Here is a 16,504-nt window from a genome sequence, read left to right on the forward strand (position 1 = left end):
AGTTCTCTACTGGAGGGATGAATGTTAAATATGTAATATAATAACCCAAAGTATCTGCCATTGCGTCGCGACGGTTCAACGTTTAAACTTGAGGAGAAGTGAAAAATTTTGGAGGTTATTATTATGGAGCGTATTACATGGGATCAGTTTTTTATGGCGCAAAGTCATTTGCTAGCTATGAGAAGTACTTGTACAAGATTAGCTGTCGGTTCGACGATTGTGCGAGAAAAACGTATCATTGCAGGGGGCTATAATGGGTCGATTTCAGGGGACGAGCACTGTAGTGAAGAAGGGTGTTATGTTGTGGACAGTCACTGTGTGCGTACAGTACATGCCGAAACGAATGCATTATTACAATGTGCAAAGTACGGAACACCTGCTAACGGAGCAGACCTTTATGTAACACATTTTCCATGTTTACCTTGTACGAAAACGATTATACAAGCTGGGATAAAAAATGTGTATTATGCAAAGGATTACAAAAATAACCCTTATGCAATGGAGCTTTTCAAAAAAGCAAATGTTCAAGTTGCCCATATTCCATTTGATGAAGCAAAAATAGATTTTCTTCAAGATGAGAAATATGCGTTAACATTTGAACTGCTAAAAAAGCTACGTGAACTTGGTGCTAATCAAGAGGAATTGATCCCTCTTGAGGAGAAGATGCATGAATTATTTGGTCAGCTTATACAAACATAATTTGATCTTTTACGCCTTATCGATTTGTATTAGTGCGCTTGCTGCATTGGAATCGGTAAGGCTTTTATTATTACTCGCTTTATTACTTGCATTTGCGCTTTATAAAAAACTGCTAAAGATGCATCTCGTATTGCTTGTGGTCGTTGGATTCGTCTCATTTAGTTATTTTAGCTATACAACGCAAAAATTAGAAAATCCTGTTACGCTACCGGCGGTTATGACATGGACGGATGAATACAAAATCAATGGGACGATGCTGCGCGGATTTATGAAGGACGAGCAACGTGAAAAAATTTATGTCACTTATAAAATAAAAAGTCAACTTGAAAAAGAAAATCTCGCCGAACAACCACTAGCAGGCATGCAATTTTTCGTTGTAGGTGAGCAAGTGGAGCCTTCTTTACCCGCGCATAAATATGGCTTTTCAATGACGCGCTATTTGCACAGTAAAAATGCGCGTGGCATTGTTGAAATTTCCTCATTAACTTATGTAGGAAAAGCGCGTCACGTCCTTCAGCCTATCTATGAGCAACGTTTTCGATTAAAGGAACATATAAGTCGGCAGTTTCCTGAATCACTTGTAGCAGAAGCACAGGCATTATTAATCGGCTTACAAGAAAATGTCGATGAGGAATTAACCCGCGCTTATCAAAAATTAGGAATCACCCATTTGTTTGCGATTTCCGGCTTACATGTAGGACTCGTATCATGGCTGTTTTTTCAGATGATGTTGCGTTTTGGCGTGCGTAGAGAAATGGCGAGTATTATTTTGCTCCTCATCCTTCCTATCTATGCGCTGCTGGCGGGAGGAGCCCCTTCTGTATGGCGTGCGGTGAGCGTTGTCGAGTTCGTCATGCTAGCCCAATATGCACGTTTGAAAATTCCAATCGATGATGCATTATCCTTGAGTTTAATCGTATTTTTATGTATCGAGCCAGGGGCCATCTTCCAAGTAGGATTTCAATTATCTTATTTGGCAACATATAGCCTCGTTTATTCCAGTCGTGTTTTATCCCGTTACTCGAACTGGTGGGTCCAATCATTCTTAATTACGTTTGTTTGCCAATTACTCGTTTATCCCCTGTTATTATTTCACTTTTTTGAAATAAGTTTATCCTCATTCATTGTTAATATTGTTTTTGTCCCACTATTTTCTTTTATCATATTACCCATCAATTTGTTGTTACTTGTGTTAACTTTCTTGCCGGTCCCCATTGCAACATTCATTTTTATGCTGTACGAACCATTGCGAAATGGATTGAACGAACTCATTTTCATTATGCAACAGCCCATTATGCAAATGTGGAATCCTGGAAAACCGTCGTTATTTTGGCTCATTTTATTGTATGCAAGCGTCTTTTTTGCCTTTTATTTGCTTGATTGTCGTGCGAGTTTTATAAAAATCGTAAGCGTAATACTGATACCAGCGAGCCTTTTTCATGTCCAATCATATTTGCACGATGATTTGAAAATCGCATATGTAAATGTCGGGCAAGGGGATAGTATCGTCATTGAATTACCTTATCGAAAAAAGGTGATTGTGATTGATTCAGGAGGGTTGTTACGTTTTGATCAAGAGGCGTGGCAGTCGCGTCAGCAACAATATGAGGTAGGGCGCCAAGTGGTCGTACCTTATTTAAAAGCACGCGGAATTCAAAAAATCGATACGTTTATTTTAACGCATGCTGATGCCGATCATGTCGAAGGGGCGGAGGAAATATTAAAAGAGATTATTGTGAAGGAAGTTCATGTGACACCTAACTCGATTACTAAGCCTGTCATGAATGATTTTATGGAAGAAATGATGCCAAAAAATATGATTTTAAAAGAACAAATGGCTGGGCACTTTTGGGAAGAAGCGGGTGTTCGTTTTCACTATTTATGGCCACAGGAAACGGATTATGAAGGCAATAATGATTCACTTGTATTGCTTGTGCAAAAAGGTGATTTTCGCGCGTTATTTACAGGAGATTTAGAAAAAGAAGGGGAGCAAGCACTAGTCAAACAATATCCGCAAATACTTCAAAATATAACGGTATTAAAGGCGGGACATCACGGTAGTAAAACGTCGAGTATAGAGGAGTTTGTCCAGCTAACAAATCCGCAACTAACTATTTTTATGGCCGGAGAAAATAATCGTTATCGTCATCCGCATCCAGAAGTAGTAGAGCGTTTTGAGGCACGAAAAATACCATATTTGATAACAGGCTATGATGGTACAGTGGAACTCGTCGTTAAACAGGCTGAGATTACCGTAGAAACGTCGAACGCATTGTTTAGGTAAGATTGCACATAAAAAACGGAACGACTCCTGTCCACTTTACTGGTGGTTTTAGGAATGGTTCCGTTTTTTGTGGAAATGCATGTAAAAGTTATGCACGAAATCCACAGAAGAATGACAGCATTTCGCACGTTATAGTACGAGATGTGTCCTTGTTAAAAATTAGCGAGTTGCAAATTCAACAATCATCGCAATAACGAATAATACGATGAAGAAACCGCCGCCGATTGCGAAACCATAACCCGCATCTGGGAAGTCGTTACCTTGCATTGCGCGGCCACGGCCCTCGAACGGGTTTTCAGATACGTAATTTGGATCTTGATGTCCTGCCATAAGTAATCCCTCCTAATCACCCATAATTATAAGACAATCCCTTTTAAAAAGCTATATGAAATCCTAATAATTCCATTCTTGACATCCAACTAAATGACTTAAAGTATTCACATTCGCACTGTTCGAAAAAATGTGTATACTAGAGTTTACATAAAGTAAAGGAGGTTCCCAAAATGTTTACAAAGATTTGGCAAGGTTTTGAAAAGGGGAATTTCGCTCCTGTCTATTTACTTGTTGGAGAAGAATCTTATTTCGTTGACGAAACGATTAAACGATTAAAGGCGGCGCTCAGTAAAGAAGAGGAAACAGAAGTGATGACATTCGACTTAAACGAACAGCCGATTGATTTTGTCATAGATGAAGCTGATACGATTCCTTTTTTCACGGAACGTAAGCTGATTATTGCCAAAAATGCATCCTTTTTAAAAGCGACTGAAAAAGGGAAAGAAAAAATAGAGCATGATATAAAGCGTCTTGAAAATTGGTTAGCGAACCCAACAGACACGGCAATCACCATTTTTATTGCCCCGTATGAAAAGCTGGATGAGCGTAAGAAAGTAACGAAGCTCATGAAAGAAAAAAGTGTTTTATTGTTAGCAGAAACACCGCAAAATAACGATTTAAATGCTTGGATTCGTAGTGAAGTTGCAAAACATGGCAAGGCGATTACCGAAACGGCGATTCAAAAGTTAATTGAAATGGTCGGCCCTAATATGTTACAGCATCAAATGGAAATCGAAAAAATGTCTTTATATTTAGGTGGAGAACCTGAAATTTCGATGGAACTTGTTGAGGATTTAGTAGCAAAAACATTAGAGCAAGATGCATTTAAAATGTTAAATGCCTACTTAAATAATAAGCAAGAGGAAGCGTTAATTATATATCATGATTTACTGCGTCAAAAAGAAGAGCCCATTAAATTAGTCGGGCTGCTGGCAAACAATATTCGGACGATGATTCATGTTTATTATTTGCAGAAAAAAGGATATCATCAGCAACAAATTGCAAAACAGTTAAAAGTGCATCCGTACCGCGTCCAAATGGTATCAAGTCAGCGCAATCGTCCTACAGATCAACGGTTGTTACAAGCGTTATACACACTAGCAAACGTTGATTTACAATTAAAGACAACAGGTGGGAATCGCGAGCGTCACTTAGAATTATTTTTAATGAAACAGCTTTAAAAAGAAAGAAGCATGGAAATCCTTTTAAATACAAAGAGGGTTTTCATGTTTTTTTTTGGGTGTGAAAACATCGAATGGCACGAAGATTGTCGAATAACGCCTATTTGAAAAACGAAAAAAGCCAACTGTCCATAAAGAACAGTTGACTTTAGCTAATTAAAATTAAGCTTTTTTCGCTAAACGTGACTTCTTACGAGAAGCCGCGTTTTTGTGAATAAGACCTTTAGAAGCAGCTTTATCTAATGCTTTAGAAGCAGCTAAAACTAATTCTTGTGCGTTATCAGCACCAGTAGCGATTGCTACCTCAGCTTTTTTCACTGTAGAACGCATTACTGATTTAGCGTGCGTGTTTGCAAGGTTTGCTTTTTCGTTAACTAGTACACGTTTAATAGCAGACTTAATGTTTGGCATATCTTTCACCTCCTAAATTGTAGGTATAAGATTGAGTATCTTCTCACGTTTTATGTGTCAATACAACAAAAATCATTCTACCAAAGGATTGAAGGAATTGCAATACATAAACGCAAAGAATATTTACTTGACAGTTTGAACACACTTCAATTGGAGGTGCTTTAATGAAAAATATCGAATGGAATCGCACGGATTTAATTGATGAGTCAGAAGAAGTCGTTTTACATCAAACCGCACAACAAAAAGAAACGCTTGAGCACAGTCGCGGGATTGAAATTGAAGAGTGGCAAGAAAAGCGTGTGAAAATCACGAAAGTTAATGTCAATGCGCTGGGAGAGGAGCAGATTGGGAAAAAGAAAGGAACGTATATCACTCTTTCAATCCCAACATTATCAACAGAAGATAAAGATGGTTTCGCACAAATGAAGGAAACATTACTTCAATCATTAGGTGAGTTGCATAAAAAACTAAAGCTTACTGCGGAATCAAAAATTTTAGTCATCGGGCTTGGCAATAAGACAATTACACCAGATGCGATTGGTCCGTACACGATTGATTCCATGCATGAAAAACAATCGGAATTGCAAAACCCATCATTTATTTTATATGCACCTGGTGTCACGGGGCAAACGGGATTTGAAACAAGTGATTATGTCAAAGCTTTGACCGAACAAATTAAGCCAGCATTAGTCATTGTCATTGATGCTTTAGCCACGAGTGGAAGTGCAAGGCTATGCAGAACGATTCAGCTGACGAATACGGGAATTCACCCAGGGGCAGGGGTCGGCAATCAACGCAAAGAAATTTCAGAGGAAGAGTTGGGTGTTCCTGTAACGGCGATAGGAATTCCAACGGTTGTGGAAGCACCGATATTAATCGCAGACGCAATTGATGTCGTATTTCGTTCAATTGCCGCGAAAATCTCTGAAAAAGGAAAACCATCTAGTAAATTATCTGTAACCAATTGGACACCATCGAATGAAGAAATAGATTTAAAAGTGATTGAACCTATTTTTGGAGAGTGGGCAACATGGACAACGGAAGATCGTCGTCAGCTTTTCGAAGAGGTGTTTATGACGCATCCTGAACGGTTAGTTGTTACACCAAAAGAAGTCGATTTTTGGTTAATTCAATACGCCTATTTATTAAGTGAAAGTTTGTTTGAATGGGTTTCAAAGATGCCAAGCGGACAAAACTAGCTTGTATTATTTTCAATTCTTAGCCACTAAAAAATACTAGAGAAATGTTCTAATTTTCACCCTATCTCCATATCGTAGTGGAGAAAGGGTGTTGTACATGGAAAAAATGAAACGCTTAAGCTTTTTATTATTATTTTTATTTGTGCTGCCAATTGCTATCGGTCAGCTACCTTTTCCAAATAACAAAGTTGCAACAGCACCAGAAGAACAGAAATACATGGTTTATGCAGCGACACCAAACATTTCGGAATCGGAAGAGGAACTTGTTAATGAAGACCCAGAGCCAGACCAAAGTCCAGACCCAAACCAAAGTCCAGATCCAAACCCGATACAACAGCTTCAACCTAGCACGCCATTCAATGTACTTATGTTGTATACGCACTCTCATGAGTCCTATAAGCAGGTTGTTGCAGAAACAAAGGGTTTAAAGCCAACGTACAATGACTACGACGACCAAACGAATATTTTTGGGATGCAAGAAATGATGAAACAATACTTACAATTAAATGGCATTACACCGAGTGTACTTGATTTTGACGTTATGGCTGAAATGGTTAATAATGGAAAAAAGTTTCATCAGGCGTATAAATTTGTGCGACCCGTTTTAGCTGAACAATTGACGAAACAAAAATACGATTTAGTATTGGATTTGCATCGCGATTCGGTGCCTGCCAAAGCGACAACTTTAGTGCTAGATGGGGAACGTTATGCAAAAGTTGCGTTTGTTATTGGTGCAGAGCATTCAGGTTATAAATCGAATTTAGCATATGCGACAGCGCTTAGTGAGCAACTAAATCAAATGGTACCTGGCATATCCCGCGGTATAATAAAGAAACAAGGGGATGATGTTAATGGGATATATAATCAAGATTTATCCCCGATGATGCTGTTAATTGAATTCGGTGGAATTGACAATAATGAACAGGAATTAGAGCGAACGATGGCGGTACTTGCGCAGGCCATTGCGAAAGCTTTTGTTGAAACGTCGATTTAAGTAATTTTAGGCATATAAAAGCATGTTGGTCGGTTACTTCAGAAAATTTGATTTCATCGGATTGTTGTTGACTGTTGTAGTTTCAGGTCAGTTCATAGTATAATTTAAATGACAAATTGCCTCTAGCGTTCAATTGTACAAATGTGCATGAAAGCTAGAGGCTGTAATTTAGTGGAAAAGGTAAGTAGTTATTCATCTACATACGTAATGACACCATCTCGAACGTAAATGGAGATTAGGTGTTTTTTCTAATTAGGAGAGGACAAATACATGAACCGAGAAGCACGTTTAAAACGCCAAGAGAATATTCGAAATTTCTCGATTATCGCACATATTGACCACGGGAAGTCTACATTAGCAGACCGTCTTTTAGAGTCAACAAAAACCGTAACGCAACGTGAAATGAAGTCACAATTACTAGACTCAATGGATTTAGAGCGTGAACGCGGGATTACGATTAAATTAAATGCCGTACAATTGAAATATAATGCAAAAGACGGAGAGACTTATACATTTCACTTAATCGATACACCTGGACACGTCGATTTCACGTATGAAGTATCACGTTCATTAGCTGCATGTGAAGGGGCTATTCTTGTTGTAGACGCTGCGCAAGGTATCGAAGCTCAGACACTCGCAAACGTTTATTTAGCTTTAGATAATGACCTTGAAATTTTACCGGTTATTAATAAAATTGACTTACCAGCAGCAGACCCAGAGCGTGTCCGTCAAGAAGTGGAAGAAGTTATCGGACTTGATGCATCGGAAGCAGTTTTAGCATCTGCTAAAGCGGGTATTGGTATTGTAGATATTTTAGAGCAAATTGTTGAAAAAGTACCAGCTCCAACAGGTGATCCAGATGCGCCATTACAAGCACTTATTTTTGACTCTGTGTACGATGCATACCGCGGCGTAATCATTTCGATTCGTATCGTTAATGGGACAGTAAAAGCAGGCGATAAGATTAAAATGATGGCAACGGGTGCTGAATTTGAAGTAATTGAAGTAGGTGTTCACACACCAAAAGCCGTGCCACAACAAGAGTTAACAGTTGGGGATGTAGGTTATTTAACAGCTTCTATTAAAAACGTACAAGATACGCGTGTAGGGGATACAGTAACATATGCTGGAACTCGTGCAGCAGAAGCACCATTAGCAGGTTATCGTAGGTTAAATCCAATGGTATATTGCGGTCTTTATCCAATTGATACAGCCAAATATAATGATTTACGCGATGCATTAGAGAAGTTGGAGTTAAATGACTCGGCGCTACAATATGAGGCAGAAACATCTCAAGCATTAGGATTTGGTTTCCGTTGTGGTTTCTTAGGTTTATTACACATGGAAATTATTCAAGAGCGTATCGAGCGTGAGTTTAATATTGATTTAATTACAACAGCACCGTCTGTAATTTATGATGTGCATTTAACAGATGGAACTGCGTTAAAAGTAGATAACCCATCTATGATGCCAGATCCACAAAAAATCGACCGTATTGAAGAGCCGTACGTAAAGGCTACGATTATGGTGCCAAATGATTACGTAGGTCCTGTAATGGAACTGTGCCAAATTAAACGTGGGAATTTCATCGGTATGGACTATATTGATACAACACGCGTTTCGATTCAATATGAAATGCCATTAGCTGAAATTGTCTATGATTTCTTTGATTATTTGAAATCAAATACGAAGGGCTATGCATCATTTGATTATGAATTAATCGGCTATAAACCATCGAAATTAAGTAAAATGGATATTTTATTAAACGGTGAACAAGTCGATGCATTAAGCTTTATCGTGCACAAAGACTTTGCTTATGAGCGCGGGAAAATCATCGTAGAGAAATTAAAAGAATTAATTCCTCGTCAACAATTTGAGGTGCCTGTTCAAGCAGCTATCGGTCAAAAAATCATAGCGCGTTCAACGATTAAATCAATGGGTAAAAACGTACTTGCTAAATGTTACGGTGGTGACATTTCACGTAAACGTAAATTACTTGATAAGCAAAAAGCTGGTAAGAAACGTATGAAGCAAGTTGGATCAGTAGAGGTCCCTCAAGAAGCGTTCATGGCAGTTCTGAAGATGGATGATTCGAAGTAATTTAAAAATCCAGTAATGCCTATGGTTTGGCGGTATATGGTGTGGAATGTTATAACATTCCACACCATATTTTAATCGTCTTAAAAAGCTTTCCCCGCGTTTACTACATATGGCAATTTACTGTTATCGAGTATTTTTTTACATAAAAAGACGAACTGAATGAACAAAACCCTCCTTGTAATAAACATGTGGTATTAAAAATCCACAATTAGTTAATTCTTCTTTGATCAGTTCATAAAATGCATCCAATTTTTAACCTCGCTTTCTTCTATAAGTAAATTGTAATTCCCTTTAGCAACATAATCTAGGCGGAGGTAAAAATATGAAAAAGCAAAATTTAATTAGGACATTTACTATTTTTTATACAGTGCTAACCTTATATTTTATGTTTTTAGGCTTTAATCGACTAGAACATAGAGATGACTATATGGAAGCTGGCTATGAATTTTTGCTCATTCCATCAAGTGTCCCTTTGAATTTCCCAAGCTTTAGCTTTTCTTGGCTGTACGATTTTGGAAATATAGCGGCATTTATCCCATTTGGTATCCTATTTCCTTTATTAACACAAGTACATTTTAAGAAATTTATAGGATGGTTTATTTTCGTCATTCTTGGATTGGAGACGATTCAACCTTTATTGTATCTTGGAACTTTTGATGTAAATGATGTTATATCAAATACGCTAGGTGCGACGATAGGATATATTGTATATAAAGTGGGCTTCACTTCTACATGGACCTTGAGAAAATTCATTGCTTCTTCTTTGACGGCACTTTTATTGTTCGTTTGTGTGATGACTGTTTCGGAAACTATGGAGAAACGGATAAGCTCTGAGCAACCTTTATATGCTATCAAAGAAATTGCAGGAGCAAAGCCAATAACAAATAATTTGCCGTACTTCACTATAGATGGTAATAAAATAGAACCCCAATTCAACCTATATAGTAGTGAGGGAAATGATAGTAAAACCTATACATATATCATAGAGGGGAAAGATGATTTAATCCTGTATTTAAACCTTGGTATTCCTGATGATGAAGAATTCAAAGGAGAGGTGACCATCGTTGCGGATGGAAATGTAAGGTTCCAAACGAATGGAGAAAATTTAAAGGAATCCGAAATAATCGAAACGCCATTAGAGATTCCGCTCTATTATACATACACAAAAATGACCATTACGATCACAGGTAATATAAAGCTTTGGGATGTAAGCTATACAGAACTTAAGCACTGGTGGGAATAGAAAGAAAATATTAACTAGTTATATAATGTTAATTTTTTGGAGTAGTAAGGTGTGGATTGTTATAAAATAAACTAATCCACACCAAATTACCACAAAAATCAGATTATCCTCTATAACATACATATAAGTATTCGGACATGCACGAAAAAATCTAGACAAAAGTAAAAAAATACACTGTTAATGAGGGATGCGTATCATTTTCATCTGTAAGAATTTTAATATCCTTAAAACCAAAAGCTTCTGCTCGTTCAAAAAACATATTAATCAGAACTTCAGATTTTAGGAAGATTGAAATGTATACTGAATCGATAACTAACAATGCAAGGTCACAAGAACTGGTAACAAAATCATCGTAATAGATAATTTTTTGAATATCTCCGTTATGGGGAAAGGCTTTAAAATCTGCAAAGATTATGTAATGCTTATTTGTAGTGATGCGTTCCAAAAATGTATGACCATCTAAAATTGTTTCATTTTCTCGAAATACATCTTTATTAATCTCTCCAACCTCTAATTTATATACCTCACCAGGACCTATCGACCAATTCCAATCAGGGACTATAATCCCAACTAAAATATCAGCTAAAGCAGCTTTTCTATCATCAGTTTTAAACGTAATTCCCCTTTTTATCATTCATACGCTCTCCTTTGTATTTTTGCTATAGTTCCTCAATTTATATAATTTCAAGGTTTCCATATACGACACCTTATAATAATCCTTATTAGTAACACTAAATAAGAGCAATCAGTTTTTTGATGGAAAATAAAATGACCGAACTTGTCCATTAAAAATAATAATATACAAAAAATAAGGCTCATCACCAAATTCCGGAGATGAATATCGTGTGGCCTGAAAATCCACTTGTTTCGAAATACATCTCAAAACAAGTTAGTTAGGTTCGTGCCCATGGAAAGCGTCCATATCGGAATGGAGATTAACCCCAAGTTAATGGGAAGAACCAAAATAAGTAAATCTCATTATAACAAGCCATAAAATCGATATCTTTAATAAAATTAGGATGTAATTATCAAAAAAATAGCGTAACTGTTATTGCAGGATATAAAAAAAGGGTACTTTTCGGCTTATTGATTCTGATTATTCGGAAAATTAAAGCATACGATTTCACTATATGAAATATAATCCATTAAATAGAAATTTAAAATTGCTACTATATTTATAACATAATTGATTAGGAGGTTTGATGTGATGGATATAAAACTTCTCAGACAAACGTTTGGCAAATTTGCAACGGGTGTGACTGTTGTTACTTGGTTCGATGGGGATGATATGAAAGGCATTACTGTGAATTCATTTACATCGGTGTCATTAGAACCAGCACTCGTACTCGTTTCGATTGATAAGAAAGCAAACGCTTTAACTCAAATGCAAAATAAAGCGTTTACAATTAATATTTTAGCGGACGATCAAGAAAAAATAGCGTGGCAGTTTGCAGGTCGTGAACAGCAAGGATTAGAAATTAAATGGGGAAAAGATGGAATTACACCAAAACTTTTGAATACTGCGGCCTTTATCGAATGCAAGCCTTGGAAGCAAGTGGAGGCGGGCGATCATGTCCTATTTATTGGGGAAGTTGAAAACTTTGGGCGTACCGATAAACAGGCGTTAACTTTTTATGAAGGAAAAATGGGTTCAACTGAAAAAAATTGTAAGATTGAATCTTCATACTAGGGGGACTGGGAAAATGGGCATTCGAACAGGTCAACAATATATTGATGCATTGAAATTAAGAAAACCAGAAGTATGGTTAAACGGAAAAATCGTAGAAAATATTTATGATGAACCGTATTTCCATCAACCAATTCAAGAAATCGCGAAGTTATATGATTTACAATCAGACCCAAATTATCAGGATGAATTAACACATATTTGCGAAGAAACAGGCGAGCGTGTAGCCAATTCGTTTTTATTCGCAAAATCATATGAGGACATAATGAAGCGTAGTCGTGCGTTCGAAATTGTGGCAAGACAAACATTTGGCTTGATGGGTCGCACGCCAGATTTCTTAAATACGGTCGTTACTTCACTAGCACAAAACTCGTGGTTCTTAGCGAAGTACAATCAAGATTGGGCAAAAAACATTGAAAATTATTATCGCCATTTACGGGATAATGATTTGTTCCTTACGCATGCCATTGTTAACCCTCAAAATGACCGTAGTAAAACATCACATGAACAGGCAGATCAGTTTACGCACTTAGGTGTTGTCGAAGAAACGGCACAAGGGATTATTGTGCGCGGGGCAAAAATGCTGGCGACATTAGCAGCAGTAACCGATGAAGTTATTATTTATTCATTCCCAGGCTTTGCACCAGGAGATGAGCGCTATGCATTAGCATTTGCGGTGCCAGTTGATGTGGCAGGGTTAAAAATCATTTGTCGTGAGCCACTTCAAGACGGAACGCGTTCAACATTCGATCATCCTTTAGCATCACGGTATGAAGAAATGGACGCGTTATTAATTTTTGAAGATGTTCTCGTACCTTGGGATAAAGTGTTCCTTTATAACAATGTAGAAGCGGCAAATTTACTATATCCAATGACAGGAATTGCTGAGCAGCCAGCGCATCAATCAGGTGTACGTGGCTATGTAAAGCTTGCCTTTGCGGTTGAAGTAGCATGTAAAGTAGCGGACTCAATCGGTGTTGATCAGTTCCTAAATGTACAACGTGATTTAGGTGAACTTGTTCAATCGGTTGTAGTGATTCGCGCATTATTACGTACAGCAGAGCATGAATTTACGATTACCCCACAAGGCGAGGCGCGTTTAAATCCAGAGGCACTTGAAACGATTCGTGGCATGATGCCGGAAATGTATCCACGTGCCATTGAAGTGATGCAAACAATCGGCGCGGGTGGCTTATTAATGATGCCAACTGAAGCAGATTTTGATAATCCTGAATTACGTCCTAGTATAGACAGTCATTATGGTGGGCGAGCTGGAATAGATGCAGAAGAACGCATTAAGATATTCAAGCTTGCATGGGATTTATGCGGAGAAGCGTTTGGTATGCGTGCACTGCAATATGAGCGTTATTACACAGGCGATCCAATTCGTAAGCGGGCCATTTATTATAACAAGTTCAAAAAACAGCATAAATTTGAATTAGTAGAGTCTATTTTATCGAAAGAAAATTGCAAAGCAGTCAAGCAATCAACGTAAAAAATCATAGGGGTGGTGAAGCGAGATTGATCGGGTCTGTTGCAAAGTTAGCGACGATTATTGAGTTATTTACTGATGAAGAGCCTTCGTTGAGCAACAAGGAAATTGCAGATAAATTAAATTCACCACCGAGCTCCACACACCATTTTTTAAAGGCGATGTGCAAAGAAAGAATTCTCATCCAAGGGAGTGACCGCCGTTATCGCTTAGGGTGGAAAATATTAGAGTGGAGCAACAAGGTTATGTATTTTCAAGATATTAATGCAGAAGCAGGACCGATTATTAGTCAATTGTTAACCCGTTTTAAAGGAACTTCTCATATAGGTATGTTTGATGATGGCAAAGTCCGTTTTGTGTTTAAAGCGATGTCACCACATGTGGATGTAGTGCCAACCTTCATTGGAAGAACAAGGTTTCCTGCGCATGCGACGAGCATAGGCAAAGTGCTGCTGGCATACAATAAATCGTTTGTGGAGCCGATGCTGGCGGGAGGTATGCTCAAAGCCACACCAAACACAATTGTTTGTATTAAAACTTTGGAGGAAGAATTGGTGCTTATCCGTGAACGTGGCTATGCGATTAGCGATGCCGAAAATGAAACAAGGACTTATGGTATTGCAGCACCGATTAAGTCATACAACGGACAAGTAGTAGCAGCTTTAAACTTAGTCGGTGAAAAAGCCTATATGGAAAAGGAAAAACTTCACATTACACAAGAAGTTGTGCGTGCGGCCAACTTAATTTCAAGGGAAATCGGCTATATGACAATCAATTATTAACCATTATAAGGGGGAATTTTTTATGGCAAAGGAAACAGTGAGCAAATTACAAGCGAGATCATTAAATTTATGGAAAATTATTGAGGATAATAAGGAGCTATTAAAACCACCTGTAAATAATAAGACGCTATGGGAAGACTCGGAATTTTTAATTATGTTAATTGGCGGTCCAAATGCGCGTCGTGAGTTCCATGTCGACCCTTCTGATGAAATCTTCTACCAAATTAAAGGTTCATGTTATGTAGAAGTTATTAATGATGAAAACAAGCGTGAAGTTGTGGAAGTAAAAGAAGGCGAAATGTTTACGCTTCCTGCAAATGTTCCGCATTCACCGCATCGTGTAGCAGACACTTATGGAATTGTCGTAGAACGTAAGCGTAAAGAGGGAGAGTTAGAGGATTTAGTTTGGCTATGTAGCGAGTGTGACCATGAGCTATACAAGGCACGTATCCAACTGGCGGATATTGGTCGCCAAATTGCAGAAGGTATTTCATTCTTTAATGCTTCAGAACAGTTGCGTACATGTACGAACTGCGGTCATGTGATGCCTGAGACAGTGAGCGAATGGCAATGCGAATAGATTTTCATACGCATATTTATCCAGAAGATTTACCGGATTTAGCAAAAAAATACGGCAATGATCGCTGGCCGATATTAGAAAATAAATGTTCCTGCGGGGCAGACATAATGGTGTCAGGCAAGGTATTCCGAGCAGTGGACGCACCGACTTGGGATGCGGAAAAACGGATTGAAGACATGGACCGAGAGCGTGTGGATATGCAAGTTTTATCACCTGTTCCTGTGACGTTTTCTTATTGGGCACCTGTAGAGCAAGCACTAGAGTTAGCTGTTTATCAAAATGATTTTATCGCGCAGACGGTAAAGCAATATCCGGACCGTTTTATCGGGTTAGGGACAGTGCCGTTACAAGATGCCGAAGTTTCTGTAAAGGAATTAATCCGCTGCAAGGAAATCGGGCTAGCTGGAATTGAAATTGGTACAAATGTAAATGGTCAAAATTTAGATAGCGATTATTTACTGCCATTTTTCAAGGCGGCTGAACAGTATGACATGCCATTGTTCGTACATCCGTGGGAAACCATGGCAAAGGATCGTACACCTGAACATAATTTCATGTACACAGTGGGCATGCCAAGTGAAACGGCATTAGCCGCAGCAAGCTTACTGTGGAGCGGTGTGATGGAAAAATGTCCAAATTTAAAAGTTTGTTTTGCGCATGGTGGAGGGTCATTCCCATATATTTTGCCGCGCCTTGATCAAGGGTGGAAAGTATGGCCGGACATAAGGAAAACAGAGCATCCGCCAAGCTATTACACAAAAAACTTTTACTTTGATTCATTAGTATATGAACCACAAAATCTTCAATATTTAATTGACCGGTTCGGAGTAGATAAAGTCATTATGGGCTCTGATTACCCGTTCCTACTTAGAGAAATTGACCCAGGAAAAGTTATTGATGAATATGGTGCATTGTCAGATGAAGACCGAGCAGCCATCCTTGGAGAAAATGTCCTAAAATTTTTAAATATTGAAAGGAGCAAAATCTATGGTAAATCAGTTGAAAACGCCTGAAGACCGTTTACAAGAATTAGGCATAGAACTCGGTCAACCACGTGCTCTTTCTGGCAATTATGTGACTTGTGTACGTACAGGGAATTTAATTTTTACATCAGGGCAAGGAGTCGATCAATTTCACGGCAAGCTAGGCGCGGAACTAACGGTTGAAGACGGTTACCAAGCGTGTAGGCAGTCGATGATTAACCTTTTAAAAGTGTTAAAGCATGAGTTAGGTGACCTGTCGAAAGTGAAACGCGTTGTGAAAATTTTAGGTATGGTCAACTCAGCACCAGACTTTATACAGCAACCAAAAGTGATGAACGGTGCATCCGATTTACTCGTTGACGTTTTTGGTGAAAAAGGCAAGCATGCCCGTTCAGCAGTTGGGATGGCACAGCTTCCAAATAATACAGCAGTTGAAATTGAAATGATTGTAGAAATAGAAGAGTAGTGCAGGAGCGGCTTTAAGGAAATCGTACACGAGACGGTATTTTCTTAAAGTCGTTCTCACTATCATGGAA

The 16,504-nt window shown here is 38.2% G+C and carries 16 protein-coding genes; 13 read left to right on the forward strand and 3 right to left on the reverse strand.

Going from position 1 to position 16,504, the window contains the following annotated elements; genetic code table 11:
- Positions 1-123 precede the first annotated feature (123 nt).
- Together ACQKIH_RS04340 and ACQKIH_RS04345 are read left to right on the forward strand one after the other, a co-directional pair.
- The gene (locus tag ACQKIH_RS04340) at positions 124-699 is read left to right on the forward strand and encodes a ComE operon protein 2 (protein WP_057988268.1); all 576 of its coding nucleotides are present in this window, start codon (positions 124-126) and stop codon (positions 697-699) included.
- Positions 668-2,983, forward strand: coding sequence for a DNA internalization-related competence protein ComEC/Rec2 (locus tag ACQKIH_RS04345; RefSeq protein WP_427763615.1), 2,316 nt, complete (start codon positions 668-670; stop codon positions 2,981-2,983). Before ACQKIH_RS04340 ends, ACQKIH_RS04345 begins: the two co-directional genes overlap by 32 nt.
- Positions 2,984-3,142: 159 nt before the next feature.
- On the opposite strand, the gene ACQKIH_RS04350 is transcribed toward ACQKIH_RS04345, so the two are convergent.
- Positions 3,143-3,313 (reverse strand): YqzM family protein, encoded by a 171-nt coding sequence (locus ACQKIH_RS04350; protein ID WP_083493734.1) that lies wholly within the window; start codon positions 3,311-3,313, stop codon positions 3,143-3,145.
- Positions 3,314-3,486: 173 nt separating this feature from the next.
- Here ACQKIH_RS04350 and holA point away from each other — a divergent pair, with 173 nt between their 5' ends.
- Positions 3,487-4,497: a DNA polymerase III subunit delta gene (gene holA / locus ACQKIH_RS04355; protein ID WP_427763617.1), complete on the forward strand. Its 1,011-nt coding sequence runs from the start codon at positions 3,487-3,489 to the stop codon at positions 4,495-4,497.
- Positions 4,498-4,659: 162 nt separating this feature from the next.
- Here the strand turns inward: holA and rpsT are convergent, their stop codons facing one another.
- A complete protein-coding gene (gene rpsT / locus ACQKIH_RS04360) occupies positions 4,660-4,908 on the reverse strand; it encodes a 30S ribosomal protein S20 (protein ID WP_057988274.1) in 249 nt (82 codons plus the stop codon).
- Positions 4,909-5,072: 164 nt separating this feature from the next.
- Here rpsT and gpr point away from each other — a divergent pair, with 164 nt between their 5' ends.
- From gpr to ACQKIH_RS04380, 4 genes are all read left to right on the forward strand, one after another.
- Entirely contained in the window at positions 5,073-6,107 is a 1,035-nt protein-coding gene (gene gpr / locus ACQKIH_RS04365; RefSeq protein WP_057988276.1) for a GPR endopeptidase, read from the forward strand.
- Between the two features lie 97 nt (positions 6,108-6,204).
- Entirely contained in the window at positions 6,205-7,101 is an 897-nt protein-coding gene (gene spoIIP / locus ACQKIH_RS04370) for a stage II sporulation protein P (RefSeq protein ID WP_236706853.1), read from the forward strand.
- A gap of 270 nt (positions 7,102-7,371) precedes the next feature.
- Positions 7,372-9,201, forward strand: a complete 1,830-nt coding sequence (lepA, locus tag ACQKIH_RS04375) for a translation elongation factor 4 (RefSeq protein ID WP_427763620.1) — start codon at positions 7,372-7,374, stop codon at positions 9,199-9,201.
- Positions 9,202-9,523: 322 nt separating this feature from the next.
- Positions 9,524-10,444 (forward strand): VanZ family protein, encoded by a 921-nt coding sequence (locus ACQKIH_RS04380; protein ID WP_427763621.1) that lies wholly within the window; start codon positions 9,524-9,526, stop codon positions 10,442-10,444.
- Positions 10,445-10,595: 151 nt separating this feature from the next.
- Here ACQKIH_RS04380 and ACQKIH_RS04385 read toward each other — a convergent pair whose 3' ends face one another.
- Positions 10,596-11,078 carry a DUF2691 family protein gene (locus ACQKIH_RS04385; protein WP_427763623.1) on the reverse strand — a complete coding sequence of 161 codons (483 nt, stop codon included), beginning with the start codon at positions 11,076-11,078 and terminating at the stop codon, positions 10,596-10,598.
- Between the two features lie 573 nt (positions 11,079-11,651).
- Here ACQKIH_RS04385 and ACQKIH_RS04390 point away from each other — a divergent pair.
- The 6 genes from ACQKIH_RS04390 to ACQKIH_RS04415 are packed head-to-tail and all read left to right on the forward strand — an operon-like array spanning position 11,652 to position 16,434.
- Complete coding sequence (locus ACQKIH_RS04390; RefSeq protein WP_427763625.1) at positions 11,652-12,134, forward strand: flavin reductase family protein; 483 nt, start codon at positions 11,652-11,654, stop codon at positions 12,132-12,134.
- A 13-nt stretch (positions 12,135-12,147) separates the two neighbouring features.
- Positions 12,148-13,626, forward strand: coding sequence for a 4-hydroxyphenylacetate 3-hydroxylase family protein (locus ACQKIH_RS04395; protein WP_427763626.1), 1,479 nt, complete (start codon positions 12,148-12,150; stop codon positions 13,624-13,626).
- Positions 13,599-14,405, forward strand: a complete 807-nt coding sequence (locus tag ACQKIH_RS04400; RefSeq protein WP_427763628.1) for an IclR family transcriptional regulator — start codon at positions 13,599-13,601, stop codon at positions 14,403-14,405. Before ACQKIH_RS04395 ends, ACQKIH_RS04400 begins: the two co-directional genes overlap by 28 nt.
- A gap of 22 nt (positions 14,406-14,427) precedes the next feature.
- On the forward strand, positions 14,428-14,985 hold the full coding sequence (locus ACQKIH_RS04405) for a 3-hydroxyanthranilate 3,4-dioxygenase (RefSeq protein ID WP_057988288.1): 558 nt from the start codon (positions 14,428-14,430) through the stop codon (positions 14,983-14,985).
- Entirely contained in the window at positions 14,970-15,998 is a 1,029-nt protein-coding gene (locus tag ACQKIH_RS04410) for an amidohydrolase family protein (RefSeq protein WP_427763630.1), read from the forward strand. The genes ACQKIH_RS04405 and ACQKIH_RS04410 overlap by 16 nt, the downstream gene beginning before the upstream one ends.
- A complete protein-coding gene (locus ACQKIH_RS04415; RefSeq protein WP_427763632.1) occupies positions 15,973-16,434 on the forward strand; it encodes a RidA family protein in 462 nt (153 codons plus the stop codon). The genes ACQKIH_RS04410 and ACQKIH_RS04415 overlap by 26 nt, the downstream gene beginning before the upstream one ends.
- The last annotated feature ends 70 nt before the right edge of the window (positions 16,435-16,504 follow it).

Origin of the sequence: Solibacillus cecembensis, assembly GCF_050272495.1 — a bacterium.
Lineage (GTDB): Bacteria > Bacillota > Bacilli > Bacillales_A > Planococcaceae > Solibacillus > Solibacillus cecembensis.

Excerpts from the sequence above, each read along its gene's own strand:
- ACQKIH_RS04340 (WP_057988268.1), top strand. The coding sequence starts at position 124 with ATGGAGCGTATTACATGGGATCAGTTTTTTATGGCGCAAAGTCATTTG.
- ACQKIH_RS04345 (WP_427763615.1), top strand. The coding sequence starts at position 668 with ATGAATTATTTGGTCAGCTTATACAAACATAATTTGATCTTTTACGCC.
- ACQKIH_RS04350 (WP_083493734.1), bottom strand. The coding sequence starts at position 3,313 with ATGGCAGGACATCAAGATCCAAATTACGTATCTGAAAACCCGTTCGAG.
- holA (WP_427763617.1), top strand. The coding sequence starts at position 3,487 with ATGTTTACAAAGATTTGGCAAGGTTTTGAAAAGGGGAATTTCGCTCCT.
- rpsT (WP_057988274.1), bottom strand. The coding sequence starts at position 4,908 with ATGCCAAACATTAAGTCTGCTATTAAACGTGTACTAGTTAACGAAAAA.
- gpr (WP_057988276.1), top strand. The coding sequence starts at position 5,073 with ATGAAAAATATCGAATGGAATCGCACGGATTTAATTGATGAGTCAGAA.
- spoIIP (WP_236706853.1), top strand. The coding sequence starts at position 6,205 with ATGGAAAAAATGAAACGCTTAAGCTTTTTATTATTATTTTTATTTGTG.
- lepA (WP_427763620.1), top strand. The coding sequence starts at position 7,372 with ATGAACCGAGAAGCACGTTTAAAACGCCAAGAGAATATTCGAAATTTC.
- ACQKIH_RS04380 (WP_427763621.1), top strand. The coding sequence starts at position 9,524 with ATGAAAAAGCAAAATTTAATTAGGACATTTACTATTTTTTATACAGTG.
- ACQKIH_RS04385 (WP_427763623.1), bottom strand. The coding sequence starts at position 11,078 with ATGATAAAAAGGGGAATTACGTTTAAAACTGATGATAGAAAAGCTGCT.
- ACQKIH_RS04390 (WP_427763625.1), top strand. The coding sequence starts at position 11,652 with ATGGATATAAAACTTCTCAGACAAACGTTTGGCAAATTTGCAACGGGT.
- ACQKIH_RS04395 (WP_427763626.1), top strand. The coding sequence starts at position 12,148 with ATGGGCATTCGAACAGGTCAACAATATATTGATGCATTGAAATTAAGA.
- ACQKIH_RS04405 (WP_057988288.1), top strand. The coding sequence starts at position 14,428 with ATGGCAAAGGAAACAGTGAGCAAATTACAAGCGAGATCATTAAATTTA.
- ACQKIH_RS04410 (WP_427763630.1), top strand. The coding sequence starts at position 14,970 with ATGGCAATGCGAATAGATTTTCATACGCATATTTATCCAGAAGATTTA.
- ACQKIH_RS04415 (WP_427763632.1), top strand. The coding sequence starts at position 15,973 with ATGGTAAATCAGTTGAAAACGCCTGAAGACCGTTTACAAGAATTAGGC.